Genomic DNA, 21850 nt, shown 5'->3' with positions numbered 1-21850 from the left:
CTCGGGCGGCCACCCGGGCTGGGCCATTCCTCACGGAACGGCACCATCATAAGCGATCGCGCTAATACAAGGGTGGGCAAAGGCGCAACGCGCCGTGCCCACCACCTCTCCATGAGTCCGACAGAACGTGGGCACGTCGCGCGAAGACGCGCGCCTTTGCCCACCCCACGAGATTCTCACTCCGCCGCGATCACCGTCAGCTCAGGCCAAAGCGCCTTCCATCGCATCGCTTTCACCGCGTAGTTCGCCGCGGAGAAATTCGGGCCCGGATTGGGGCGTGCAATCAGGCCTGCGACATCGTCGAAGCCGTGGGGCGCATAGACGTCGAAGCCATCCTCCGTGCGCCTCACGCCCACTTGCGTGTTCTGCGTGAGGAAACGGTCGATGCCTTCTGTCGAGCACGACAGCGGCGGATAGGGCAGGGCGTGCTTGGCCGGATACCACAGATGCACGCGGGCCTGGTTGCGGGTCTCGATCTTGACGCCGAGATGATCGAGCCGCGCTTGCAGCTTTCGGATCACGGCGTCCTCTGCGTCCCAGGAAGTATCGGGGTCGAAGTAGAAGACATCGTAATCGGCGATGCCGTGATCGACGGGGCGGTTCGTGAGCACGTTCCACACCGATTGCACGAGGCAGCCCGAGACCAGCCAGGCATCGGGTAGCGCGAGTCGAGGGAGTTCATCCATGATCGCGACGTTGACAGGATTTCGCAGGGCGAGCGCAAGAAACTCGTCCTTGCCCACCCTGCGATCCAGCTCAGTGCACGGCGGTGAAGAACCGCGCGAGGCGGAAGCCCGAGAGCCAGGTCCACACCGGCTGGCCGCGCATGCCGAGATCCCAGGAACCGAGCACGGCATCGGCACGGCCGACCAGATTGTCGACCGGGAGCAGGCCGACGCCGCCGGACCGCAGCGGCACGCGGCTGTCGGCCGAGTTGTCCCTGTTATCGCCGAGCACGAACAGATGCCCCGCGGGCACCTTCACTTCGTCCGTGTTGTCGAGCGGGCCGTTGTCGCGCATCTTGAAGATCAAATGCTTGACGCCGTTCGGCAGCGTCTCGACATAGCGGTAGGCTGGCTCGGTGCCGCCATTGTCGTCCTCGGCGGCACCAAGGCCGTCCGGCTTCAATTCGGCGGGGCGATCGTTGATGAAGAGCTGGCCCTGACGCATCTGGATGCGGTCGCCGGGCAGGCCCACGACGCGCTTGACCCAGGCCTGCGATCGGTCACCGGGCCAGCGGAACACGACGACATCACCCTGCTTCGGCGTCTCGGCGAAGACGCGGCCCGTCTCCGGTAGATTGATCTGGATCGGCAGCGACGAGGTGCCGTAGCCATAGGGGAATTTCGAGGCGAGCAGCGCGTCGCCGATCAGCAGCGTCGGCTCCATCGAGCCCGACGGCACGTAGAACGGCTCGGCAAGTGCGCCCTTGGCGATGAACACCGCGGCCACGATGCCGGCGAGTTGCACCAGCTGGCCGAAGAAGCCGCTGCTCTTTCGTTTGGTGCCGACCGTCAGCTTCTCTTCAACGCTCATGCGCCCGTTCCACCCACCGTAATGCGTTCCATCAGCAGCGACGGCTGGCCGACGCCGACCGGCACGCCTTGTCCGTTCTTGCCGCAGGTGCCGATGCCGGTATCGAGCGCGAGATCGTTGCCGATCATGCGGATGCGATGCAGGTCGGTCGGCCCGTTGCCGATCAGCATGGCGCCCTTCAGCGGCGCGCCGATCTTGCCGTTCTCGATCTTGTAGGCCTCGGTGCACTGGAACACGTATTTGCCCGAGGTGATATCGACCTGTCCGCCGCCGAAATTCGCGGCAAACACGCCATTCTTCACCGACGCGAGAATCTCGGCCGGATCGCGCTCGCCCGCGAGCATGTAGGTGTTGGTCATGCGCGGCATCGGCACGTGGGCATAGCCCTGGCGGCGGCCGTTGCCGGTCGCCTTCATGTTCATCAGGCGCGCGTTCTGGCGGTCCTGCATGTAGCCGACCAGGATGCCGTCCTCGATCAGCACGGTGCGGTTGGTCGGCGTGCCCTCGTCGTCGATCGAGAGCGAGCCGCGGCGTGAGGCAATGGTGCCGTCGTCGACCACGGTGACGCCCTTGGCGGCGACCTGCTGGCCCATCAGGCCTGCGAATGCCGATGTCTTCTTGCGGTTGAAGTCGCCCTCGAGGCCGTGACCAACGGCCTCATGCAGCATCACGCCGGGCCAGCCGGCACCCAGAACGACGTCCATTTCGCCGGCGGGGGCGGGAATCGATTCCAGATTGACCAGTGCCTCGCGCAGCGCGCCGTCGGCGGCGTCGCGCCAGTTCTTGCTCTCGATGAATTCGGCATAGCCGGCGCGGCCGCCATAGCCCTTGCTGCCGCTCTCCTGGCGGTCGCCCTGGCCGGCGACGACGGAGATGTTGACGCGCACCAGCGGGCGGATGTCGCGATAGCTCTCGCCATCGGGCCGCAGGATCTCGACCACCTGCCAGGTGGCGCCCAGGCTGACGCTGACCTGCCTCACCCGCGGATCCTTGTCGCGCAAATACGCGTCGATCTCGGCGAGCAGTTTGACTTTTGTCTCGAAGCCCGGGGCATCGAGCGGATTCTCATCGCCATAGAGCCGCACATTGGTGTGCGGCGGCGGGGCGGCAAAGCTGCCGGAATAGCCGCCGCGGACGGCCGCGACCGCGTCGGCGGCGCGAATCAGCGCCGGCAGCGACACATCGGAGGAATGCGCGTAGCCGACCGCGTCGTCCTTGACGGCGCGCAGGCCAAAGCCTTGCGACGTATCGTAGGTCGCCTGCTTCAGCCGCCCATTGTCGAACATCAGCGCTTCGGTCTGGCTGTATTCCAGGAACAATTCGCCATCGTCGGCACCGGCAAGGCCGCGTGCGACCTCGCTGCGAACCTGGTCGCGGTCGAGATTGGCGCGGTCGAGCAGGGAGGATGTGGCTGGGTTGGTCATGCGTCCGTCCATTATCGGGGGATGGCGGCAAGATAATGGTTTCAGACCAGTTCGGCGAGGGCGCAACGCGTCACATTACGGAAACAATAGGTTCGATGCGGGCTCGCAGCCCTACGGCAGCTTGTCATAGCCCTCGCCGAGGCCATTGAGGCTGAGCGGGAAGCCGATGCCTTCCTCGGGCGTCTCGAAGATAATGAAGGTCGCGGTCTTGGCGCTGCGGAGCTGGCCGAGCAGCTTGTCGTCCATGACAACCTCGGCGACGCAGCCATTGGGCAGGCAGCGGACGAAGCCGGCGCGTCCGACGTCCTGATTGTCGAGCTTGAGCCCGAGACCGGACGGCAGCAGCACGCCGAGCGGGGCGACCACACGCATCAGGCGGCTTTTCTGATCGGCGGTCTTGAGCACGATCACGGTCAGGCCGGCATTGGAGCGGTCCTCCGCCACCACGCTCTGGATCAGGGCGCATTGCTCGGTCTGGGCGCCCGGCGGGGTGTCACAGCGGATCTGCCAGTCGCCATGGACGGAGCGTACCGCGCCCTGCGCATGAGCCAAACCGGGGAGGGCAAGGAGAAAGGCCGCGGCCAGAAGGCCAATCAGCGTCCTGAGGCTGTCAGCCGGCCTTAGAACCGATCTTGCCATGCATCTCGAAAGCCCCATCGGGGTCGGTCCCTCTGCTCGCCTGGGTCGCTCGCGCCGGTGGACTGATACAGGAATGACGGCGTCTTGAAGGCAATTCACAAGCAAATTCCGCGCCGCCTCGGTCGCCATTGCCACCACGAATCAGGTTCCTGCGGCGCCCTGCGCCTGTGCCTACAGCGGGCAATCCGCCTGTCAAGCCGCGGCATCCCGGGAAGCGGTATTTTTATCTGATGTTACTGGGAAATATCTTGCGGGTGATGGCAGACAGAGCGGCATCAAGACTGCATTGCGATAGATCAAGAATTATGGTTTGAGAGGCTTGATTTCGGCGTTTGAGCGATCTGGCCCCAATTCCTCTTAGAGGTATTCTTGCGCGGCGGTTTGTCGGACGGGCGGGTCGAATAAGCATTTCCCAAAAACAGGGGAATGCACTTGGGGCGATTTCGTAAGGGGAGCGCGACGGCATGAAGATGTCGATGGGCCGAGTGGGCCGACACTTGCTGGGATTGGCCGTGGCGGGTCTGACGCTGGCGACGGGCGGCTCGGCATTTGCCGAGCTCGGGCAGCCGGAGCCGTGGGAATGGCACCTGCAAGGCTCCGGTTCCCCTGTCATGGACAATATTGTCTGGTTCCACAACTTCTTGTCCGTCCTGATCATCCTGATCACGCTGTTCGTTCTGGCGTTGTTGGTGATCGTGGTGATGAAGTTCAACGCGAAGGCCAATCCGGTGCCATCGCGGACCACGCACAACACGCTGATCGAGGTGGTGTGGACGCTGGTTCCGGTGCTGATCCTGGTCGGCATCGCTGTGCCGTCGTTCCGCCTGCTGTTCCTCGAGCTCGACGTGCCCAAGGCTGATCTGACGGTCAAGGCGACCGGCAAGCAGTGGTACTGGTCCTATGCTTACCCTGATAACGGCAAGTTCGAGTTCGACTCGCTGATGGCACAGGACAAGCAGCCCCGCCTGCTCGGCGTCGACAACGAGATGGTGGTACCGGTCAACAAGGTGATTCGCGTCCAGGTCACTGGCGCCGACGTCATCCACGCCTTCGCGCTGCCGTCCTTCGGCGTCAAGATCGACGCCATTCCCGGGCGGCTGAACGAGACCTGGTTCAAGGCCACCAAGACCGGCATGTTCTATGGCCAGTGCTCGGAGCTCTGCGGCAAGGACCACGCGTTCATGCCGATCGCGATCCGCGTCGTGAACGACCAGGAGTTCGCCTCCTGGGTTGAATCGGCGAAGAAGAAATATGCGAGCGGCGGCACCAGCACTTTCGCCTCCGCAGCCGGCCCGACGCAGTAAGCGCCGGGCGACGGCTTGAGGGATTTGACAGCGACATGAAGGGCGGGACCTCCAAAGGTCCGAACGGGACGCAAGGCAGGATTTGAAAATGGCAACCAGCGCAGCGGCACACGGCGATCACGCGCAAGACCACGCACATGACCACGAGCACGCCCATCCGACCGGATGGCGTCGCTACGTCTATTCGACCAACCACAAGGACATCGGCACGATGTACCTGGTTTTCGCGGTCATCGCGGGCATCATCGGTGCCGCGATGTCGATCGCGATCCGCGCCGAGTTGATGTATCCGGGCGTGCAGATATTCCACGAGACGCACACCTATAACGTCTTTGTGACCTCGCACGGCCTAATCATGATCTTCTTCATGGTCATGCCTGCGATGATCGGCGGTTTCGGCAACTGGTTCGTGCCGCTGATGATCGGCGCGCCCGACATGGCCTTCCCGCGCATGAACAACATCTCGTTCTGGCTGCTGCCGGCCTCCTTCGCGCTGCTGCTGATCTCGACCTTCGTCGAAGGCGAGCCCGGTGCCAACGGCGTCGGCGCCGGCTGGACCTTGTATGTGCCGTTGTCGGCCTCCGGCCACCCGGGCCCCGCCGTCGACTTCGCGATCCTCTCGCTGCATCTGGCGGGCGCCTCATCGATCCTCGGGGCCATCAACTTCATCACCACGATCTTCAACATGCGCGCGCCGGGCATGACCCTGCACAAGATGCCGCTGTTCGTATGGTCGATCCTGGTGACGGTGTTCCTGCTGCTGCTGTCGCTGCCGGTGCTTGCCGGCGCGATCACCATGCTGCTTACCGACCGTAACTTCGGCACCACCTTCTTCAACCCCGAGGGCGGCGGCGATCCGGTGCTGTTCCAGCATCTGTTCTGGTTCTTCGGTCACCCCGAGGTGTACATCCTGATTCTGCCTGGCTTCGGCATGATCAGCCAGATCGTCTCGACCTTCTCGCGCAAGCCCGTGTTCGGCTATCTCGGCATGGCCTACGCCATGGTCGCGATCGGCGGCATCGGCTTCGTGGTGTGGGCCCACCACATGTACACGGTCGGCATGTCCTCGGCGACGCAGGCCTATTTCGTCGCCGCGACCATGGTGATCGCGGTTCCGACCGGCGTGAAGATCTTCTCGTGGATCGCCACCATGTGGGGCGGCTCGATCGATTTCCGCGCCCCGATGATCTGGGCGGTGGGCTTCATCTTCCTGTTCACGGTCGGTGGCGTGACCGGCGTCGTGCTGGCGAACGCGGGCGTCGATCGCGTGCTCCAGGAGACCTACTACGTCGTCGCTCACTTCCACTACGTGCTGTCGCTCGGCGCGGTGTTCGCGATCTTCGCCGGCTGGTACTACTGGTTCCCGAAGATGTCGGGCTACATGTACAACGAGACGCTCGCGAAGGCCCACTTCTGGGTCACCTTCGTCGGCGTCAACCTGGTGTTCTTCCCGCAGCACTTCCTCGGCCTGTCGGGCATGCCGCGCCGCTATGTCGACTATCCCGACGCGTTCGCGGGCTGGAACCTGATCTCCTCGCTCGGCTCCTACATCTCCGGTTTCGGCGTGTTGATCTTCCTCTATACCGTGATCGACGCCTTCGCGAAGAAGGTTCCGGCGGGCGACAATCCCTGGGGTGCGGGCGCCACCACGCTGGAGTGGACGCTGTCCTCGCCGCCGCCCTTCCACCAGTTCGAGGTGCTGCCCCGCGTGCAGTAAGCCGAATCCCGCGGCGCCCGAGACGGGCGCCGCGGCTCTTTAACGAAGCGAGTTGAATTAGTGTCCGTCCTCGACCAGAACGCCATCGACTTCAATCCCCGCATCTCCGAGGCGGAGGTCGGCGACTACCTGACGCTGCTGAAGCCGCGGGTGATGTCACTCGTGATCTTCACCGCGCTGGTCGGCATGGCGATGGCGCCGGGGCACTTCCACTGGGTGCTCGCGATCACCTCGCTGCTCTGCATCGGCGTCGGCGCCGGCGCCTCCGGCGCGCTCAACATGGCGCTCGAGGGCGACATCGATTCCAAGATGTCGCGCACCGCCAACCGCCCGATCCCGCGCGGCCGAATCACCCGGCCCGAGGCGATGGCGTTCGGCATGACGCTCGCCTTTTTCTCGGTGATGACGCTCGGCATCCTCGTCAACTGGATCGCGGGCGCGCTGCTCGCCTTCACCATCTTCTTCTACGTCGTGATCTACACGATGGGCCTGAAGCGCTGGACTGCGCAGAACATCGTGATCGGCGGCGCCGCCGGCGCGCTGCCGCCGGTGGTGGCCTGGGCGTCCGTCACAGGCACGGTCGACGTCGAGCCGCTGCTGCTGTTCGCCATCATCTTCTTCTGGACCCCGCCGCACTTCTGGGCGCTGGCGCTGTTCCGCTCCGACGATTACGCGCGCGCCGGCGTTCCGATGCTGCCCAACGTCGCCGGCCCGGACGCGACCCGTCTCCAGATCCTGCTCTACACCATCGTGCTGATCGCGGTCGCCGCCGCGCCCTGGGCGCTCGGCTATTTCGACGCCATCTACGGCGTGACCTCGCTGATCCTGGGCGCGGGCATGCTGGTGCTCGCCATCAACGTCTATGTGCGCCGGACGCGAGCTGCGTCGCTGCGCGCGACGCGAAAACTGTTTGCCTTCTCGATCCTGTATCTGTTCGCGCTGTTCGCGACTTTGCTGGCCGAGGTCGTATTCCCTGTGCTTGCCCGGATGGTAGGGGGCGCATGATCACGGCAATGGCTGACAAACCCGAGCCAGATGGAATTGTCCTCACCGAGGCGCAGCTGAAGAGCCGCCGCCAGCGTTCGATCGCGATCGCGCTTGCGCTCGGCGTGCTCGTGGTGCTGTTCTTTGCCGTGACCATGGTCAAGGGACCGGCCGTACTCGTGCGGCCGATGTAGAAAACATGGATCAGAAGCCGACCATATCGCGGGATCAGAGCCGAACGGCCAGGAAAGGCCGCTCAGGAGGCTTGGGCCGCGATGTGCTGGTCGCCTCGATCTGCGGCGGCGTGGTGGCGCTGATGGTCGGCGCATCCTATGCGGCCGTGCCGTTCTACAACTGGTTCTGCCGCGCCACCGGCTTCAACGGCACGACCCAGGTCGCGACCTCGGCGCCGGCCAGCGGCCCGATCGCACGCAAGATCGCAGTGCGTTTCGATTCCAACGTCGCGCCCGGCCTGCCCTGGAAGTTCGAGCCTGAGCAGACCGAGATCGAGGTCAATATCGGCCAGGTCACGACCATCTATTACACCGTGACCAACCAGGCCGCGCGCACCACGGCAGGGCAGGCGGCCTACAATGTCGCGCCGCTGACGGTCGGGTCCTATTTCCAGAAGATCAACTGCTTCTGCTTCACCGAGCAGACCATGGCGCCCGGAGAGAAGCGCGAGATGCCCGTGGTGTTCTATGTCGATCCGTCGATCGCCGGCGACCACGACAATGACGGGCTGAACACGATCACGCTGTCCTACACCTTCTATCCGGTGAAGGATCCGGTGGTGAAACCGCTCGCATCCGGCGACGACAACAAACGCAAGGGAAATCTCCAGCCGCCGGGTTGACGCCCATGGGTTGGAACTAGGGGATAAGTGCCTGACAGGCACGGGATTGAGGAGACAGACCGCAATGGCTACCGCGCAAGGCAAGCACCACGACTACCATCTGGTCGATCCTTCTCCGTGGCCGGTGGTCGGCTCGATCTCGGCCTTCATCATGGCGGTCGGCGCGATCGGATGGATGCACCACATGTTCTCGGCCGCGCCGATCGTGTTCGGTGTCGGCACCGTCGGCGTGCTCTACACCATGGCGAGCTGGTGGGGGGATGTGATCAAGGAGGCCCAGTACAAGGGCGATCACACCCGCGTCGTGCAGCTGCATCACCGCTACGGCATGATCCTGTTCATCGCCTCCGAAGTGATGTTCTTCGTTGCCTGGTTCTGGGCCTATTTCAACGCGGCGCTGTTCCCGGCCGATGCCGTCCACGCCACCCGCGATGCGATCTTCGGCTGCGGTCTCGGCACCGCTGCCGGCGCCTGCGCGGTGCCCGGCACCTGGCCGCCCCACGGCATCGAGACTTTCGATCCCTGGCACCTGCCGCTGCTCAACACGCTGATCCTGCTGACGTCCGGCACCACGGTCACCTGGGCGCACCACGCGCTGCTCGAGAACGATCGCCAGGGTCTGAAATACGGGCTGATCCTCACCGTGCTGCTGGGCGCGACCTTCACCTGCGTGCAGGCCTACGAGTACAGCCACGCGGCGTTCTCGTTCGCCGGAAACGTGTACGGCGCGACCTTCTTCATGGCGACAGGCTTCCACGGCTTCCACGTGCTGGTCGGCACCATCTTCCTGATCGTGTGCCTTGCGCGCGCCTATGCCGGCCACTTTACGCCGACCCAGCATCTCGGCTTCGAGTTCGCCGCCTGGTACTGGCACTTCGTTGACGTGGTCTGGTTGTTCCTGTTCCTCTGCATCTATGTCTGGGGACACGGCGCCGAGACCATGGCCCACGGCGCGCACTGAGTTGCGATCGTTCTCCTAGGCAAAGGGCGGCCGCGGGGCCGCCCTTTCGCTTTCCAGCGGCCGAGGCCGCAGCCGAAACCGTGATAGGCTTGCGCGTCATGAACGATACTGCCGACACGCCTAAGCCCCAGGTGACGGTCCTGCAAAGCGCATTGCGCGGGCTCGCCTGCAAATGCCCGCGCTGCGGTGAGGGCAAGCTTTACGCGGGCTTCCTGACGCTCGCCCCCTGCTGCAACCGCTGTGGCCTCGACTACGCCTTCATCGATGCCGGCGACGGTCCGGCGATCTTCATCATCATGCTGGCAGGCGCGATCGTGGTCGGCTGCGCGCTCGTCGTCGAGGTCAAGTATCAGCCGCCATTCTGGCTGCATGCCGTCCTGTGGCTGCCGCTGATCCTGGCCACCACGCTTCTGCCGCTTCGCTCGATGAAGTCGCTGCTGATCGCGCTGCAATTCCACCACAAGGCAGCACCTGGCCGGCTGGTCGACCGCGCGAAATGACCGAGACCCCGCGCAAGCCCCGCGTGGCCGGCTTCATGCTGTTCACGCTTCTGCTGACCGCGGCTTTCGTCGCGCTCGGGATCTGGCAATTGCAGCGCCGCACCGCCAAGCACGCGCTGATCGCCGCGCTCACCGAGCGCCTTGCCGCAGCCCCCGTCGCGCTGCCGTCGCCGGCGCAATGGAGCGCGTTGACGCCTGCGCTCGACGAATTCCGCCGCGTCAGCTTCGCCGCGACCTATGCCGCTGCGCCGGATGCGATGGTCTATTCCTCCGGCTCCGCGGTGCGCAAGGATGCCTCCGGCCCTGGCACCTGGGCCTTCCTGCCAGCGCAACTGCCTGATGGCGAGATCGTGGTGATCGATGCCGGTTTCGTCGAGAACACGATGCAGGAGCGCAGCGTCGAGGATCGCGCGGTGAAAAAGCTCGTCACCGGCACGCCCGTCGCGCTCACCGGCTATCTGCGCTTCCCGGAAGAGCCGGGCTGGCTCACGCCGGCGGAGAACCGCGACAAGCGGCTATGGTTCGTGCGCGATCATCTGGCGATCGCGCGTGCGCTTGGATGGGGCGCGGTCGCGCCGTTCTATGTCGATCTCGAGCAGCCGGCGCCCGCGAACAATATTCCGCGCCCCGGTGCGCTCGACGTGCATCTGAAAGACGACCATCTGCAATACGCCATCACATGGTTCGCTTTGGCCGGCGCGGTGCTCATCGCGTTCGGAGTCTGGCTGAAGGGGCGGCGGCCGGGTACCGCGAGCCCGTAAGTTCCAGGTGGGAACCCGGTATCGCCCGGGCTTTCCTATTCAGCGCATATTCACGAGGGTGATCCTAAGCCGCTCTCAGATTTTTCCGCGGTCAACAGGATTGCCGGGCGTTGAGCGATTTCGATCAGATGGGACTTGTCGTCGATTGGGTGGACGCCTGCCGGAGGGGCGACCTTGCGATGCTTCTCGACCTCTATGCCGACGACGGCGCAGTGGAATGCAGCTGCAACGGCACGCGCGTCTATCGCGGCCGGAGCGAACTCGAAACCTATTGGGGTCCGAAAGTCGGCGCTTTCTCTTCAGCAGGCTTTGGCCTCGAGGAAATCCATCCGGTGCAGAACGGTGTCGATCTCGAATATTCCGTCGCAGGCGCCCTGCGCATTCGCGCCTCGTTCCGCTTCAGCGCGGAAGGCAAGATCCACAGCATGCTGTGCCGGCCCGCGCAGCAAGGCTCTCACGATTGCGGCGCGTGCTAGAGTGGGATGACTGTTGGTTGAATCGCTGCGAGCCCCGGACTCGGATTACCTCTCCCGTAGGGAGAGCTGAACTGGCGACCGGTCTTGATTTCATCGCGTGCTAGCCTGAGATCGGTTCGTCCCTGAACTCCCCGACCGGAAGGCGGCAGCGCACATAGGTGCGTTCGTCTGCGCGCAGCAGCGACAGCGATCCGCTGAGCGCACGCACGCGCTCGTGCATGCCGGTCAGGCCGCGGCCGAAGACATTGTCGGCGGGAAAGCCGCCGCCGTCATCGGAGACTTCAACCGTGAGCGCATTGCCCGATATCGCCGCCTCCACATGGGCTTCGTGCGCGGCAGCGTGGCGCAGCACGTTGGTCAAGGCCTCCTGGATCACGCGGTAGACAGTGTGCGCCAGCGGCCCGTCGATCCCGTCGAGATCGGGATCGATCGTCGCGGAGAGGCCGATATGCGGCGCCTGTCCGCGAAAGTTGCGAAGCAGTGTCTGCACGCTGGCTTCGAGCCCCAATTCCTCGATATAGAGCGGCCGCAACCGGTCGAGGATGCGGCGGTTGGTCTGCTGGAGCGCCTCGACCGATAGCATCAGCTCCTGCACGGAGTTGCCGAGATGTCCCATCTGCGGCGAGGCTTCGCTCAGCGCGATCGTGCCGGCGCGGATGCTGAACAGTAGCGGGCCGAGCTCGTCGTGCAGCTCTCGGGCGAGATCGCGCCGCTCGTTGTCCTGAAGCGACACAAGCCGGCGTAACAGGTCGCGATTGTCCTGGCTCAATTGCGCGAGCGTCGCGGCCAGCGCATTGGCCTCCTCGCAGCCGCGCCTGATCTCCGGCGGGCCCGCGACAGGTATCGGCGTCGCATAATCGCCGCACCGGATTCGGGTGAGGCCTGCGCCGAGATCCCGAAGGGGCCGCAGCGCCGATCGTGCGAAGAGATAGGCGATCGTTCCGGTCAGCACCATCAACACGGCGACGAGACCGGCCAGCGCCAGAAGACCGATCCATTTCTCGAACAGGTCCGCCGACAGGTCGGGCACAAACACGATGTCGCCGACGCGTTTGCCGTCGATGATGACAGGAGATGCCGCCTCGATATCGGGGATGGCGATCAGGTCGACGAACCATTGCGGTACGCCCTGCACGTCGCGCAGACCCTCCCTCACGGAAGGCGCGGGACCTGCGTCGAGGGGACGGAATTGGATATCCGAGGAGGTGCCCAAGGAATTGACAAAGGCATCGAGCATCTTCCGCGGATGATCGGACGCACTCAAGCTGGTGTTGAGCGCGACAGCGACGGCTTGGGTCGCGCGCCGACCTGGTTGATTCTCGTCGGCGAGCTGGCCCGACGCAAAGACCTGGAGCAGCACGCCGCCCATGGCCAACGCGGCGAGAAAGCTCAAGCCGAGCGGAAGAAACAGCTGGGTTCTGAACGACAGTCGTTGCCACATTAGGTCAATTCTAACGCGCTTCGGCGGGATTCTCTCTTTCCATTTGTTCCCGCCAGTCTATGAGTCCTCGAAACAAGAGAGTGCGCGATGCAAGATAATGCCAAGCTGGCGACCCGGGTCCTCATCGTCGACGACCATCCCGTTGTACTGTCAGGTTGTCGCACCCTGTTTGCCTCGGACCACTCGATCCGCATCGACGAGGCGAGCGACGCCAAATCCGGACACAAGGCCTATATCAACAAGCGGCCCGACGTCACCGTGATCGACATCAGCCTGCCTGACGTCTCCGGCTTCGAGCTGATGCGCCGGATTCGCAAGGACGACCCGAACGCCAAGATCATCATGTTCAGCATGAATGAAGATCCGGCCTTCGTGGTGCGCGCGGTGGAGCTCGGGGCGCAGGGTTATGTCTCCAAGGGCGACGATCCCCGGATCCTGCTCAAGGCGGTGCGCAAGGTGGTCGCGGGCGACAACTTCATCTCGCCGCAGCTTGCGGAGGCCGTGACCTTCTCGGGCGCTGCAATCAAGGCCAATCCGGCCTCGCAAATGACGCCGCGGGAGCTCGAAATTCTGCGCCTGCTCGGGCGCGGCAACAAGATCGTCGAGGTCGCCGAGGCGCTCGGTATCTCCTACAAGACCGTCGCCAACACGACGTCCCTGCTCAAGCAGAAGCTGGGGGCCAAGAACCATTCCGACCTGATCCGGATCGCGGTGGAAATCGGGATGAACTGACCCGTCGGAGGCCGAACCGGCTGCTCCAGGACGCAGCCGGTTCGGCCGGTGGATCGGCCCGCCGCGCGTCCGGGCAATGTGTGGACGACGGCTGATACCCTCCGCGGACATAAATGGGACGGCATGGCGTTCGTTCCCCGTCCTGTGCGATCAGCCGGGAAAAAGCGGCAGGGCGATCAGGTCCGAGGCGGTTGCACGGTCAGCACGGCCGACGTGTATCGGGAAAAACAGGAACATTTGGCGACGCGTGCCGTTTTTCTTCTTGACGATCCCGTGACAGGTGACGATAGCTCGAACGAACGAATTTCGGGGCGGGCGCCCTGGCGACGAATACCGGGTCTGCACACATCAACGACAGACCTTCCAAGAGGGGGGCTGCGGCATCGCCGCAGCCCCTTTTCGTTGGGCATGGTGCAGCCTCGCAAAACGCTCTATGGTGCCGGAAGCCTCTGGCGGAAGAACTAGGAACATCGTGAAATCAAAGGCTTAAGACCCGGATTCTGTCTGGGCCAGCCTTTGGAGGGCAGTTTGACTCGTTATATCTCGACCCGGGGCGAAGCCCCCGAGCTTGGCTTCTGTGACGTGATGCTGACAGGGCTTGCCCGCGACGGCGGCCTCTATGTACCGGTCACCTGGCCGCTTCTGTCGACAGAGACGATCGCAGGCTTCTTCGGGCGCCCCTATTGGGAGGTCGCGGTCGATGTCATCCGTCCGTTCGTGGGCGGTGAGATTTCGGACGCCGAGCTCGGCCGCATGGCGAACGAGGCCTATGCCACCTTCCGTCATCCGGCTGTGGTGCCGCTGCGCCAGATGTCGCCGCATCAGTTCGTGCTGGAGCTGTTCCACGGTCCGACGCTCGCGTTCAAGGACGTGGCGATGCAGTTGATCTCGCGGCTGATGGACCATGTGCTCGCCAAGCGCGGCCAGCGCACCACCATCGTCGTCGCGACGTCGGGCGACACCGGCGGCGCCGCGGTTGACGCGTTTGCCGGCCTCGAAAATGTCGACCTCATCGTGCTGTTTCCGCACAAGCGCATCTCCGAGGTGCAGCAGCGCATGATGACGACGACGGGTGCGGCCAATGTGCATGCGCTCGCCATCGAGGGCAATTTCGACGACTGCCAGGCGCTGGTGAAGGGGATGTTCAACAACCATCGCTTCCGCGATGCGACCTCGCTGTCCGGCGTCAACTCCATCAACTGGGCGCGCATCGTCGCGCAGGTGGTCTACTATTTCGCCTCCGCGGTTGCCGCCGGTGCGCCGGCGCGCGCGGTGGATTTCATCGTGCCGACCGGCAATTTCGGCGACATCTTTGCGGGCTACGTCGCCAAGCGCATGGGACTTCCGGTGCGCACCCTGCGAATTGCCGCCAACGTCAACGACATCCTCGCCCGCACGCTCAAGACCGGCATCTACGAGGTGCGCGAGGTGCACGCGACCGCCTCGCCCTCGATGGACATCCAGATCTCCTCGAATTTCGAGCGGCTGCTGTTCGAAGCAGGCAAGCGCGATGCTTCGAGCGTGCGCCGGTTGATGGAGCAGCTGAAACAGTCGGGCCGCTTCGTGTTGCCGGATGCGATGCTCGCCGCTATCCGCGAGGAGTTCGACGCCGGCCGCGCCGACGAGACCGAAACCGCCGCAGCGATCCGCGCCGCCTGGCGCGAGGCCGGCGAGCTGGTCGATCCGCACACCGCCGTGGCGCTCGCCGTTGCCGATCGCGACACCACCGACACGACCGTGCCCAACATCGTGCTCTCGACGGCGCATCCCGCCAAATTCCCTGATGCTGTGGCTGCGGCCTGTGGCCAGCGGCCGCAGCTGCCGGCCTGGCTCGACGGCCTCATGACCAAATCCGAACACATGAAGGTGATGAAGAACGATCAGAGCGAGGTGGAGCGGTTCGTGCTGTCGGTCAGCCGCGCCGCAAAACAGGGAGTTGCCGGATGAGCGTCGAGATCTCCAAGCTTGCCTCTGGCCTGACCGTCGTCACCGACAACATGCCCCACCTGGAGACCGCCGCGCTCGGCGTGTGGGCCGGCGTTGGCGGTCGCGACGAGAAGCCGAACGAGCACGGCATCTCGCATCTTCTGGAACATATGGCGTTCAAGGGCACCACCGGGCGCTCCTCGCGCGAGATCGTGGAGGAGATCGAGGCGGTCGGCGGTGACCTCAATGCCGGCACCTCGACCGAGACGACCTCCTATTACGCCCGCGTGATGAAGGACGACGTGCCGCTTGCGCTCGACGTGCTCGCCGACATCCTCGCCAATCCCGCCTTCGAGCCCGACGAGCTCGAGCGCGAGAAGAATGTCATCGTGCAGGAGATCGGCGCGGCCCAGGACACGCCCGACGACGTCGTGTTCGAGCATCTCAACGAGCTCTGCTATCCCGACCAGCCGATGGGGCGTTCGCTGCTCGGCACCGCCAAGACGCTGAAAAGCTTCAATCGCGACTCGCTCCGCAGCTACCTCTCGACGCATTACCGCGGGCCCGACATGGTGGTGGCGGCGGCGGGCGCCGTCGATCACCAGCAGGTGGTCGCCGAGGTCGAGAAGCGTTTTTCAAGTTTCGACGCCACGCCGGGGCCGAAGCCGCAGGCAGCCCAGTTCGGCAAGGGGGGCGCCAAGGTCGTGCACCGCGAGCTCGAGCAGGCGCATCTGACGCTGGCGCTGGAGGGCGTGCCGCAGACGGATTTGTCGCTGTTCTCGCTCCAGGTGTTCACCAACATCCTCGGCGGCGGAATGTCGTCGCGGTTGTTCCAGGAGGTGCGTGAGAAGCGCGGCCTCTGCTACTCGATCTACACCTTCCACGCGCCCTATACCGACACCGGCTTCTTTGGCCTCTACACCGGCACGGATCCAGCCGATGCGCCGGAGATGATGGAGGTCGTGGTCGACATCATGAATGATTCGGTGGAGACCTTGACCGAGGCCGAGATCGCCCGCGCCAAGGCGCAGATGAAGGCGGGCCTGTTGATGGCGCTGGAGAGCTGCTCCTCGCGCGCTGAGCAGCTGGCCCGGCACGTCCTGGCCTATGGACGGCCGCAGACGGTGCAGGAGCTGGTCGCCAGGATCGACGCCGTCAGCATCGAATCGACCCGCGACGCCGCGCGTGCGCTGCTTTCGCGCAGCCGCCCCGCGGTTGTCGCATTGGGCAGCGGCAGGGGTCTGGACACGGCGGTGTCTTTTGCGGAAGGATTGACCCGGGCGCGCGCCAAAGCTCGGCTGCACTAAAGGCGCGGGTGCACTAGGAATCGCGCACGACCGCCCCGGGAAGCATCACCATGGCCCTCTTTCGCCTGCCATCCAGTGGACCTGCTGCTCTCGCCCCCCGCGGCAACGGCCTGTTGCTGCGCGCCCCGCAGATGTCGGACTTCCTGCAGTGGGCGCATTTGCGCGAGACCAGCCGCGATTATTTGACGCCGTGGGAGCCGATCTGGCCCTCGGACGATCTGACCCGGTCCGGCTTCCGCCGCCGCCTGCGTCGCTATTCCGAGGATATTGCCGCGGACCGCTCCTATCCCTTTCTGATCTTCCGCGAGCTCGACGGCGCCATGGTCGGCGGCATCACGCTCGCCAATGTCCGGCGCGGCATCGTCCAGGCCGGCACGATCGGCTATTGGGTCGGCCAGCCGCATGCCCATCGCGGCTACATGTCCGCGGCGCTGCGGGTTCTGTTGCCGACATTGTTCGGTGAGCTCAATCTGCATCGGGTCGAGGCCGCCTGCATCCCCACCAATGCGCCGTCGATCCGGGTGCTGGAGAAGTGCGGCTTCTCCCGCGAGGGGCTGGCGCGCCGCTATCTCTGCATCAACGGGGTCTGGCAGGACCATCTGCTGTTCGGCCTGCTGCACGAGGATTTCCGCGGCTGAGCCGAGCGACCGCGCACGCCGCGTTGTTTTCCCGCCTTGGGATCGCCGATTTTGGCGATATAACCCGCACCAGCCGGCGTTCGGCCGGGATGTTGTCCATGGAGTCATGTCGTTCATGAATGAGCTTCGATCATTGCGGAATGCGCTGCGGCGAGGCCCGGTGATCGCGCTGGCGCTGTCGGTGTCATTGGCGACCATCTCGCCGGTCGCGGCGCAATCGCTGACCGACCGCTTCAAGAGCCTGTTCGGCGGTAAATCCGACGAGCCTGCGCAGCCCAAGCCGGCGCCTGCGCCGGGCCAGCCGGCGGCCGATGACGATATCGATTGCCCGCAGGTCACGGTGCGCGCCGGCGCCTCCACTTACGGGGTCGGGGCGACGGGCAAGCCCGCCGTCGGCAACGACGTGCGTTTCCAGGCCTCGATCACCAGGATGGCGCGCGAATGCAACCGCAATGGCGGCGAGATCACTGCCCGCATCGGCATCCAGGGCCGCGTCATCGCGGGCCCCGCCGGCGCGCCTCCCTCGGTCGAGGTGCCCCTGCGTATCGCGGTGGTACAGGGCGGCGTCGGCGAGAAGGTGATCGCCTCGAAGGCCTACCGGACCACGGTCGAGATGTCGCAAGGCGGCAGCGTGCCCTTCACCTTCGTCGCCGAGGATCTGTCCTATCCGGTGCCGTCGGCCGCGGTCGCCGATTCCTACATCTTCTATGTCGGCTTCGATCCGCAGGTGCTCACGCCCGAGCCGAAGGCGCGAAAGAAGAAGTAGGGCGGCGCTGCAATCTCAGTCGTCATGCCCGGGCTTGTCCCGCCTGCGCGGCCGAAGCCGCTTCGGCGAGGCGAAGGCCCGGGCATCCACGTCTTGGTTGCAACCCGGAAAGAACGTGGATGGCCGGGACAAGCCCGGCCATGACGGTGCGGAAGTATCCCGTCCCAACAAAAAAGCCGGCGCTATCCGCGCCGGCTTTTTTGATCGGTGAGGCTCTCGCCCTCAGTTCAGCTTCTGCCGAACCTCGGTGATACCCTTGGCGAGCAGGTCGTCGGCGACCTGGCCCTTGACCGACTGCGACAGGATCGTCGAGGCGGCTTGCACTGCGGCTTCCGCGGCCGCGGCGCGGACGTCGGCGACCGCCTGGGCCTCGGCGAGCGCAATCTTGCTCTCCGCGGTCTTGGTGCGGCGGGCGACGAAGTCTTCCAACTTCGCCTTGGCCTCGGTCGCGATGCGTTCGGCTTCGCTCCTGGCGTTGGCGATGATGTCGGCCGCCTCGCGTTCGGCCGAAGCGCTGCGCGCCTTGTAGTCGGCCAGCACCTTGGCGGCTTCCTGCTTGAGGCGCGTCGCGTCGTCGAGTTCGGCCTTGATGCGCACGGCCCGATGGTCGAGCGCAGCCATCGCCTTCTTGAAGACGCCGAGATAGCCGAACCCGACCATCAGGATCACGAAGGCGACGGCGACCCAGGTTTCAGGATCGAAGAACATATCGACTAACCCTTCAAGGACGCATCAACGGCGGCATTGACCGACGCCGCATCCGGAACCGCGCCGGTGAGCTGCTGTACGATCGTGCCTGCCGCATCGGCCGCGATGCCGCGGACGTTGCTCATGGCGGCCGTGCGGGTCGAGGCGATGGTCTTCTCCGCCTCGGCGAGTTTGGCCGCCAGCTGCTCTTCCAGTGCCTTGCGCTCGGCTTCCGCCTGCGCATTGGCCTTGTCGCGGGATTCGTTGCCGATGGCCTGTGCTCGCGCGCGCGCCGAAGCGAGCTCGCCTTCATAGGCCTTCAGCGCCGCCTCGGACTGGTCCTTCAGCGTCTGCGCCTCGGCGAGGTCACCCTCGATCTTGTTCTGACGCGCTTCGATCGCACCGCCGACCTTCGGCAGAGCGAGCTTGGACACGATCACGTAAAGCAGGACGAAGAAGATCGCGAGCGACACCAGCTGCGAAGCAAAGGTGCTGCTCTCGAACGGCGGAAAGCCACCGCCGTGACCGCCTTCGGCCTCGGTGTGGGCGCCCGCCGCCGGACTCTTTGCCCCGCCATGACTCTCGGCCATGGAGTACTCCCGTTGCTGTCACGCGCCGCTTCGGATGAAGCGGCGCGAAAGGGCGTTCCTTAGAAAACGAACAGCAGAAGCAGCGCGATCAGCAGCGAGAAGATGCCGAGCGCTTCGGTCACGGCGAAGCCGAAGATCAGGTTGCCGAACTGGCCCTGAGCGGCCGACGGATTGCGCACGGCTGCGGCGAGGTAGTTGCCGAAGATCACGCCCACGCCGACGCCCGCGCCGCCCATGCCGATGCATGCGATGCCCGCGCCGATAAGTTTTGCTGCTGCCGGATCCATTTTAGACTCCTTGGAAGAAAGATTGGGTTGTGGGTGGAAATTCCCCGGACCGCTTAGTGTCCCGGATGAATGGCGTCGTTGAGGTAGATGCAGGTCAGGATCGCAAACACATAGGCTTGCAGGAACGCGACCAGGATCTCGAGGGCGTAGAGCGCGATGGTGAGCGCCAGCGGCAGCACGCCGCCGACCCAGCCGAGGGCGCCGAGCGAGAAGCCCAGCATGGCGACGAAGCCCGCGAACACCTTCAGCGCGATGTGGCCGGCCAGCATGTTGGCGAACAGACGAATGCTGTGCGAGACCGGCCGCAGGAAGAACGACAGGACCTCGATGAACATGACCAGCGGCAGGACGTAGCCGGGGACGCCGTGGGGAACGAAAATCTTGAAGAACTTCACGCCGTTCTTGGCGACGCCGTAGATCAGCACGGTGAAGAAGACCAGCAGCGCCAGACCTGCGGTGACGATCAGATGGCTCGAGATCGTGAAGGTATAGGGGACGATGCCGACCAGGTTCGAGACGCAGATGAACATGAACAGCGAGAAGATCAGCGGGAAGAACTTCATGCCTTCCGCGCCGGCGGTCGAACGGATGGTCGAGGCGACGAATTCGTAGGAGATCTCGGCGACCGACTGCAGGCGGCCCGGAACCAGCTGGGTGCCGCTGGCCAGCATCAGGATCGAGATGATCGCCACGGCCACCAGCATGTAGAGCGATGAATTGGTGAAGGCGATCGTCTGATTGCCGATATGGCCGATCGTGAAGAGAGGCTCGATGTTGAACTGGTGGATCGGATCGATTTTCATCGGTGCGGCATCTCTTGGTCTGCCGGACGAGCCGGCGTGTCTCGGTCTGCCGGCCGGGCCGGCTCGCGCCGGCGAAACCGGCACGGCAATTCCTCTCTTGTCGGATTGGGCTTTAAGAACCGCCGCGCCTGTTCTGACCCGCGCCCGCCGTCCTCACCACATTCACCACGCCGGCCACGAAGCCCAGCAGCATGAACACGATAAATCCGAAAGGCGACGTCGACAGCAAGCGGTCGAAACCCCAGCCAATCCCCGCCCCGACAGCGACACCGGCGACCAACTCGGAGGATAACCGAAAACCAAGCGCCATCGCCGAGGCTCTGGCCGCTTTGTCTTCTCCGTCACCTGCGGGTTGCTCGGCCTTGACGTGGCGGTCGCGAAATTCGGACAACCGCTGATCAAGATTTCCGAGCCGTTCGGAAAGCGCAGCTTCCTCGGACGATCTATCGCGATCTCCATTCCCGCCGTGTCCCGTGTCCTGAGCCATGCCACGAAGACCCGAAACGCTGCGGTTGAATGGAAATTACGCCCGCCACCCTCAAAAGCCGCGCGGACCATACTGACCGCACATAATCAAGTCAAGCCAAGTCACGATCGCGTCGTGATCGATTATGTATTTGATTTTATGGAGGATATTGGCCTGCCCGTCAGCGCTGCGCACAGCGTGACGCCGCACCGCAGCAGCTCTCCGCGCGATCGACACTTATGGTCGACATTTCGCCGCGCTTCCGGGATCAAAGGCACCGTTGCCATCGTTGATCTCGCAGATCAGGTTTTTGACGGCGGATTCGCGCGAGCCGGCGATGCGCCGTTGCCCGGCGGGGTGTAGAATTCAACCATGTGCCACCTGCGCGACGTGGCGGAGGGCCCGATGTATCAGGCAAAACCATCCACAAGATCACGGCTTGCGGCGGCGATTGTCGTGGTAACGACGCTCAGCGGCAGTCTGGTTGCCGCGCAATCGGCGCCCGACGGCGAGAACGGCCGCTACAGCATGACCCCGACCCCCGACGGCGTGCTGCGGCTGGATACCCGCACCGGCACGGTCTCGACCTGCAGCAAGAACGGCTCTGGCTGGGCCTGCTACGCCGTGCCCGACGAACGCTCCGCGCTCGATGCCGAGATCGGCCGCCTCCAGGCCGAGGTCGAAAGGCTGAAGGGGCAGCTCGCTGCCGGGCCGACCGTCTCGGGCAAGATCGACGAGGCGATGCCCAGATCCGACCCGCTCAAGAAAGCGGAGCCGCAAGCACGTGGACCCAAGGTCGCCGAGGGCGAGCGCAAGCTCGAGATCCCGCTGCCCAGCGACCAGGATCTCGACCGCGCGATGTCGTTTCTGGAAAAGGCCTGGCGTCGGCTGATCGACATGGCCAACCGCGTGCAAAAGGACGTGTCGGGCAGGATTTGAGGACCCCTTTGCACCATCCGCGCGTTTAACTCTCGTAGCAACCATTAAAGCGACGTCCGATTGCCATTGAGCATGACGCCTTGCTTGCGGCCGTCAAGGCGTGGCCTGGC

At 64.5% G+C, this 21850-nt stretch carries 26 protein-coding genes; 16 read left to right on the top strand and 10 right to left on the bottom strand.

Translation table 11 applies throughout. The features are described 5' to 3' along the window. Nucleotides 1-176: 176 nt before the first annotated feature. The 4 genes from JQ621_RS34440 to JQ621_RS34425 all read right to left on the bottom strand — a co-directional run bounded on the left by JQ621_RS34440 (nucleotide 177) and on the right by JQ621_RS34425 (nucleotide 3617). Nucleotides 177-743 carry a nucleotidyltransferase family protein gene (locus JQ621_RS34440; protein WP_212241579.1) on the bottom strand — a complete coding sequence of 189 codons (567 nt, stop codon included), beginning with the start codon at nucleotides 741-743 and terminating at the stop codon, nucleotides 177-179. Between the two features lie 13 nt (nucleotides 744-756). After that, on the bottom strand, nucleotides 757-1536 hold the full coding sequence (gene lepB, locus JQ621_RS34435) for a signal peptidase I (protein ID WP_212241577.1): 780 nt from the start codon (nucleotides 1534-1536) through the stop codon (nucleotides 757-759). Beyond that, a complete protein-coding gene (gene tldD, locus JQ621_RS34430; protein WP_212241575.1) occupies nucleotides 1533-2960 on the bottom strand; it encodes a metalloprotease TldD in 1428 nt (475 codons plus the stop codon). The genes lepB and tldD overlap by 4 nt, the downstream gene beginning before the upstream one ends. A gap of 111 nt (nucleotides 2961-3071) precedes the next feature. Continuing rightward, nucleotides 3072-3617, bottom strand: a complete 546-nt coding sequence (locus JQ621_RS34425; RefSeq protein ID WP_212241573.1) for an invasion associated locus B family protein — start codon at nucleotides 3615-3617, stop codon at nucleotides 3072-3074. Nucleotides 3618-4063: 446 nt separating this feature from the next. On the opposite strand from JQ621_RS34425, the gene coxB reads away from it, so the two are divergent. From coxB to JQ621_RS34380, 9 genes are all read left to right on the top strand, one after another. After that, a complete protein-coding gene (gene coxB / locus JQ621_RS34420) occupies nucleotides 4064-4903 on the top strand; it encodes a cytochrome c oxidase subunit II (RefSeq protein ID WP_212241571.1) in 840 nt (279 codons plus the stop codon). 88 nt (nucleotides 4904-4991) lie between these two features. Then, nucleotides 4992-6620 carry a cytochrome c oxidase subunit I gene (gene ctaD / locus JQ621_RS34415; RefSeq protein ID WP_212241569.1) on the top strand — a complete coding sequence of 543 codons (1629 nt, stop codon included), beginning with the start codon at nucleotides 4992-4994 and terminating at the stop codon, nucleotides 6618-6620. 60 nt (nucleotides 6621-6680) lie between these two features. Then, the gene (locus JQ621_RS34410) at nucleotides 6681-7625 is read left to right on the top strand and encodes a heme o synthase (RefSeq protein WP_212241567.1); all 945 of its coding nucleotides are present in this window, start codon (nucleotides 6681-6683) and stop codon (nucleotides 7623-7625) included. Then, nucleotides 7622-7798 carry a CoxF protein gene (locus tag JQ621_RS34405; RefSeq protein ID WP_212241564.1) on the top strand — a complete coding sequence of 59 codons (177 nt, stop codon included), beginning with the start codon at nucleotides 7622-7624 and terminating at the stop codon, nucleotides 7796-7798. The genes JQ621_RS34410 and JQ621_RS34405 overlap by 4 nt, the downstream gene beginning before the upstream one ends. A 5-nt stretch (nucleotides 7799-7803) precedes the next feature. After that, the gene (locus tag JQ621_RS34400; RefSeq protein ID WP_212241562.1) at nucleotides 7804-8460 is read left to right on the top strand and encodes a cytochrome c oxidase assembly protein; all 657 of its coding nucleotides are present in this window, start codon (nucleotides 7804-7806) and stop codon (nucleotides 8458-8460) included. Nucleotides 8461-8524: 64 nt separating this feature from the next. Then, nucleotides 8525-9421 (top strand): cytochrome c oxidase subunit 3, encoded by an 897-nt coding sequence (locus JQ621_RS34395; protein WP_212241560.1) that lies wholly within the window; start codon nucleotides 8525-8527, stop codon nucleotides 9419-9421. Between the two features lie 98 nt (nucleotides 9422-9519). Then, nucleotides 9520-9921 (top strand): DUF983 domain-containing protein, encoded by a 402-nt coding sequence (locus JQ621_RS34390; protein WP_212241559.1) that lies wholly within the window; start codon nucleotides 9520-9522, stop codon nucleotides 9919-9921. Then, nucleotides 9918-10682: an SURF1 family protein gene (locus JQ621_RS34385; RefSeq protein ID WP_212241558.1), complete on the top strand. Its 765-nt coding sequence runs from the start codon at nucleotides 9918-9920 to the stop codon at nucleotides 10680-10682. Before JQ621_RS34390 ends, JQ621_RS34385 begins: the two co-directional genes overlap by 4 nt. Nucleotides 10683-10792: 110 nt before the next feature. Beyond that, a complete protein-coding gene (locus JQ621_RS34380; protein ID WP_212241557.1) occupies nucleotides 10793-11158 on the top strand; it encodes a nuclear transport factor 2 family protein in 366 nt (121 codons plus the stop codon). A 100-nt stretch (nucleotides 11159-11258) separates the two neighbouring features. On the opposite strand, the gene JQ621_RS34375 is transcribed toward JQ621_RS34380, so the two are convergent. Beyond that, the gene (locus JQ621_RS34375) at nucleotides 11259-12599 is read right to left on the bottom strand and encodes an ATP-binding protein (RefSeq protein ID WP_212241556.1); all 1341 of its coding nucleotides are present in this window, start codon (nucleotides 12597-12599) and stop codon (nucleotides 11259-11261) included. 87 nt (nucleotides 12600-12686) lie between these two features. On the opposite strand from JQ621_RS34375, the gene JQ621_RS34370 reads away from it, so the two are divergent. From JQ621_RS34370 to JQ621_RS34350, 5 genes are all read left to right on the top strand, one after another. Further along, on the top strand, nucleotides 12687-13331 hold the full coding sequence (locus tag JQ621_RS34370; RefSeq protein ID WP_212241555.1) for a response regulator transcription factor: 645 nt from the start codon (nucleotides 12687-12689) through the stop codon (nucleotides 13329-13331). A gap of 528 nt (nucleotides 13332-13859) precedes the next feature. Beyond that, the gene (gene thrC / locus JQ621_RS34365; RefSeq protein ID WP_212241554.1) at nucleotides 13860-15278 is read left to right on the top strand and encodes a threonine synthase; all 1419 of its coding nucleotides are present in this window, start codon (nucleotides 13860-13862) and stop codon (nucleotides 15276-15278) included. Then, a complete protein-coding gene (locus JQ621_RS34360) occupies nucleotides 15275-16564 on the top strand; it encodes a M16 family metallopeptidase (protein ID WP_212241553.1) in 1290 nt (429 codons plus the stop codon). The genes thrC and JQ621_RS34360 overlap by 4 nt, the downstream gene beginning before the upstream one ends. Before the next feature lie 50 nt (nucleotides 16565-16614). Then, nucleotides 16615-17202, top strand: coding sequence for a GNAT family N-acetyltransferase (locus JQ621_RS34355; RefSeq protein WP_212241552.1), 588 nt, complete (start codon nucleotides 16615-16617; stop codon nucleotides 17200-17202). A gap of 115 nt (nucleotides 17203-17317) precedes the next feature. Next, nucleotides 17318-17968, top strand: a complete 651-nt coding sequence (locus JQ621_RS34350; protein ID WP_212241551.1) for a hypothetical protein — start codon at nucleotides 17318-17320, stop codon at nucleotides 17966-17968. 222 nt (nucleotides 17969-18190) lie between these two features. Here the strand turns inward: JQ621_RS34350 and JQ621_RS34345 are convergent, their stop codons facing one another. The 5 genes from JQ621_RS34345 to JQ621_RS34325 form a co-directional block, all read right to left on the bottom strand. Continuing rightward, nucleotides 18191-18676, bottom strand: coding sequence for a F0F1 ATP synthase subunit B family protein (locus JQ621_RS34345; RefSeq protein WP_212241550.1), 486 nt, complete (start codon nucleotides 18674-18676; stop codon nucleotides 18191-18193). Nucleotides 18677-18681: 5 nt separating this feature from the next. Then, entirely contained in the window at nucleotides 18682-19245 is a 564-nt protein-coding gene (locus tag JQ621_RS34340) for a F0F1 ATP synthase subunit B family protein (protein ID WP_212241549.1), read from the bottom strand. A gap of 59 nt (nucleotides 19246-19304) precedes the next feature. After that, nucleotides 19305-19532: a F0F1 ATP synthase subunit C gene (locus JQ621_RS34335; RefSeq protein WP_018643436.1), complete on the bottom strand. Its 228-nt coding sequence runs from the start codon at nucleotides 19530-19532 to the stop codon at nucleotides 19305-19307. Between the two features lie 53 nt (nucleotides 19533-19585). Further along, on the bottom strand, nucleotides 19586-20335 hold the full coding sequence (locus tag JQ621_RS34330; RefSeq protein WP_212241547.1) for a F0F1 ATP synthase subunit A: 750 nt from the start codon (nucleotides 20333-20335) through the stop codon (nucleotides 19586-19588). Nucleotides 20336-20447: 112 nt separating this feature from the next. Then, nucleotides 20448-20822, bottom strand: coding sequence for an AtpZ/AtpI family protein (locus JQ621_RS34325; protein ID WP_212241545.1), 375 nt, complete (start codon nucleotides 20820-20822; stop codon nucleotides 20448-20450). Here JQ621_RS34325 and JQ621_RS34320 point away from each other — a divergent pair. Both JQ621_RS34320 and JQ621_RS34315 read left to right on the top strand, forming a co-directional pair. Next, the gene (locus JQ621_RS34320; protein WP_212241581.1) at nucleotides 20703-21164 is read left to right on the top strand and encodes a hypothetical protein; all 462 of its coding nucleotides are present in this window, start codon (nucleotides 20703-20705) and stop codon (nucleotides 21162-21164) included. The genes JQ621_RS34325 and JQ621_RS34320 overlap by 120 nt on opposite strands. A gap of 42 nt (nucleotides 21165-21206) precedes the next feature. Then, a complete protein-coding gene (locus tag JQ621_RS34315) occupies nucleotides 21207-21740 on the top strand; it encodes a hypothetical protein (RefSeq protein WP_212241543.1) in 534 nt (177 codons plus the stop codon). Nucleotides 21741-21850 lie beyond the last annotated feature (110 nt).

Origin of the sequence: Bradyrhizobium manausense (assembly GCF_018129685.1) — a bacterium.
GTDB classification, from domain to species: domain Bacteria; phylum Pseudomonadota; class Alphaproteobacteria; order Rhizobiales; family Xanthobacteraceae; genus Bradyrhizobium; species Bradyrhizobium manausense_D.
Note: the sequence above shows the minus strand (reverse complement) of the source record. Positions and strands in the feature narration are given on the sequence as shown.

What these genes read in the sequence shown, in the direction of transcription:
- JQ621_RS34390 (WP_212241559.1), top strand. Translation starts at nt 9,520, where the DNA reads ATGAACGATACTGCCGACACGCCTAAGCCCCAGGTGACGGTCCTGCAA.
- JQ621_RS34330 (WP_212241547.1), bottom strand. Translation starts at nt 20,335, where the DNA reads ATGAAAATCGATCCGATCCACCAGTTCAACATCGAGCCTCTCTTCACG.
- JQ621_RS34345 (WP_212241550.1), bottom strand. Translation starts at nt 18,676, where the DNA reads ATGTTCTTCGATCCTGAAACCTGGGTCGCCGTCGCCTTCGTGATCCTG.
- coxB (WP_212241571.1), top strand. Translation starts at nt 4,064, where the DNA reads ATGAAGATGTCGATGGGCCGAGTGGGCCGACACTTGCTGGGATTGGCC.
- lepB (WP_212241577.1), bottom strand. Translation starts at nt 1,536, where the DNA reads ATGAGCGTTGAAGAGAAGCTGACGGTCGGCACCAAACGAAAGAGCAGC.
- JQ621_RS34395 (WP_212241560.1), top strand. Translation starts at nt 8,525, where the DNA reads ATGGCTACCGCGCAAGGCAAGCACCACGACTACCATCTGGTCGATCCT.
- tldD (WP_212241575.1), bottom strand. Translation starts at nt 2,960, where the DNA reads ATGACCAACCCAGCCACATCCTCCCTGCTCGACCGCGCCAATCTCGAC.
- JQ621_RS34385 (WP_212241558.1), top strand. Translation starts at nt 9,918, where the DNA reads ATGACCGAGACCCCGCGCAAGCCCCGCGTGGCCGGCTTCATGCTGTTC.
- JQ621_RS34325 (WP_212241545.1), bottom strand. Translation starts at nt 20,822, where the DNA reads ATGGCTCAGGACACGGGACACGGCGGGAATGGAGATCGCGATAGATCG.
- JQ621_RS34355 (WP_212241552.1), top strand. Translation starts at nt 16,615, where the DNA reads ATGGCCCTCTTTCGCCTGCCATCCAGTGGACCTGCTGCTCTCGCCCCC.
- ctaD (WP_212241569.1), top strand. Translation starts at nt 4,992, where the DNA reads ATGGCAACCAGCGCAGCGGCACACGGCGATCACGCGCAAGACCACGCA.
- JQ621_RS34370 (WP_212241555.1), top strand. Translation starts at nt 12,687, where the DNA reads ATGCAAGATAATGCCAAGCTGGCGACCCGGGTCCTCATCGTCGACGAC.
- JQ621_RS34350 (WP_212241551.1), top strand. Translation starts at nt 17,318, where the DNA reads ATGAATGAGCTTCGATCATTGCGGAATGCGCTGCGGCGAGGCCCGGTG.
- JQ621_RS34315 (WP_212241543.1), top strand. Translation starts at nt 21,207, where the DNA reads ATGTATCAGGCAAAACCATCCACAAGATCACGGCTTGCGGCGGCGATT.
- JQ621_RS34400 (WP_212241562.1), top strand. Translation starts at nt 7,804, where the DNA reads ATGGATCAGAAGCCGACCATATCGCGGGATCAGAGCCGAACGGCCAGG.
- JQ621_RS34425 (WP_212241573.1), bottom strand. Translation starts at nt 3,617, where the DNA reads ATGGGGCTTTCGAGATGCATGGCAAGATCGGTTCTAAGGCCGGCTGAC.
- JQ621_RS34360 (WP_212241553.1), top strand. Translation starts at nt 15,275, where the DNA reads ATGAGCGTCGAGATCTCCAAGCTTGCCTCTGGCCTGACCGTCGTCACC.
- JQ621_RS34340 (WP_212241549.1), bottom strand. Translation starts at nt 19,245, where the DNA reads ATGGCCGAGAGTCATGGCGGGGCAAAGAGTCCGGCGGCGGGCGCCCAC.
- JQ621_RS34335 (WP_018643436.1), bottom strand. Translation starts at nt 19,532, where the DNA reads ATGGATCCGGCAGCAGCAAAACTTATCGGCGCGGGCATCGCATGCATC.
- JQ621_RS34375 (WP_212241556.1), bottom strand. Translation starts at nt 12,599, where the DNA reads ATGTGGCAACGACTGTCGTTCAGAACCCAGCTGTTTCTTCCGCTCGGC.
- JQ621_RS34405 (WP_212241564.1), top strand. Translation starts at nt 7,622, where the DNA reads ATGATCACGGCAATGGCTGACAAACCCGAGCCAGATGGAATTGTCCTC.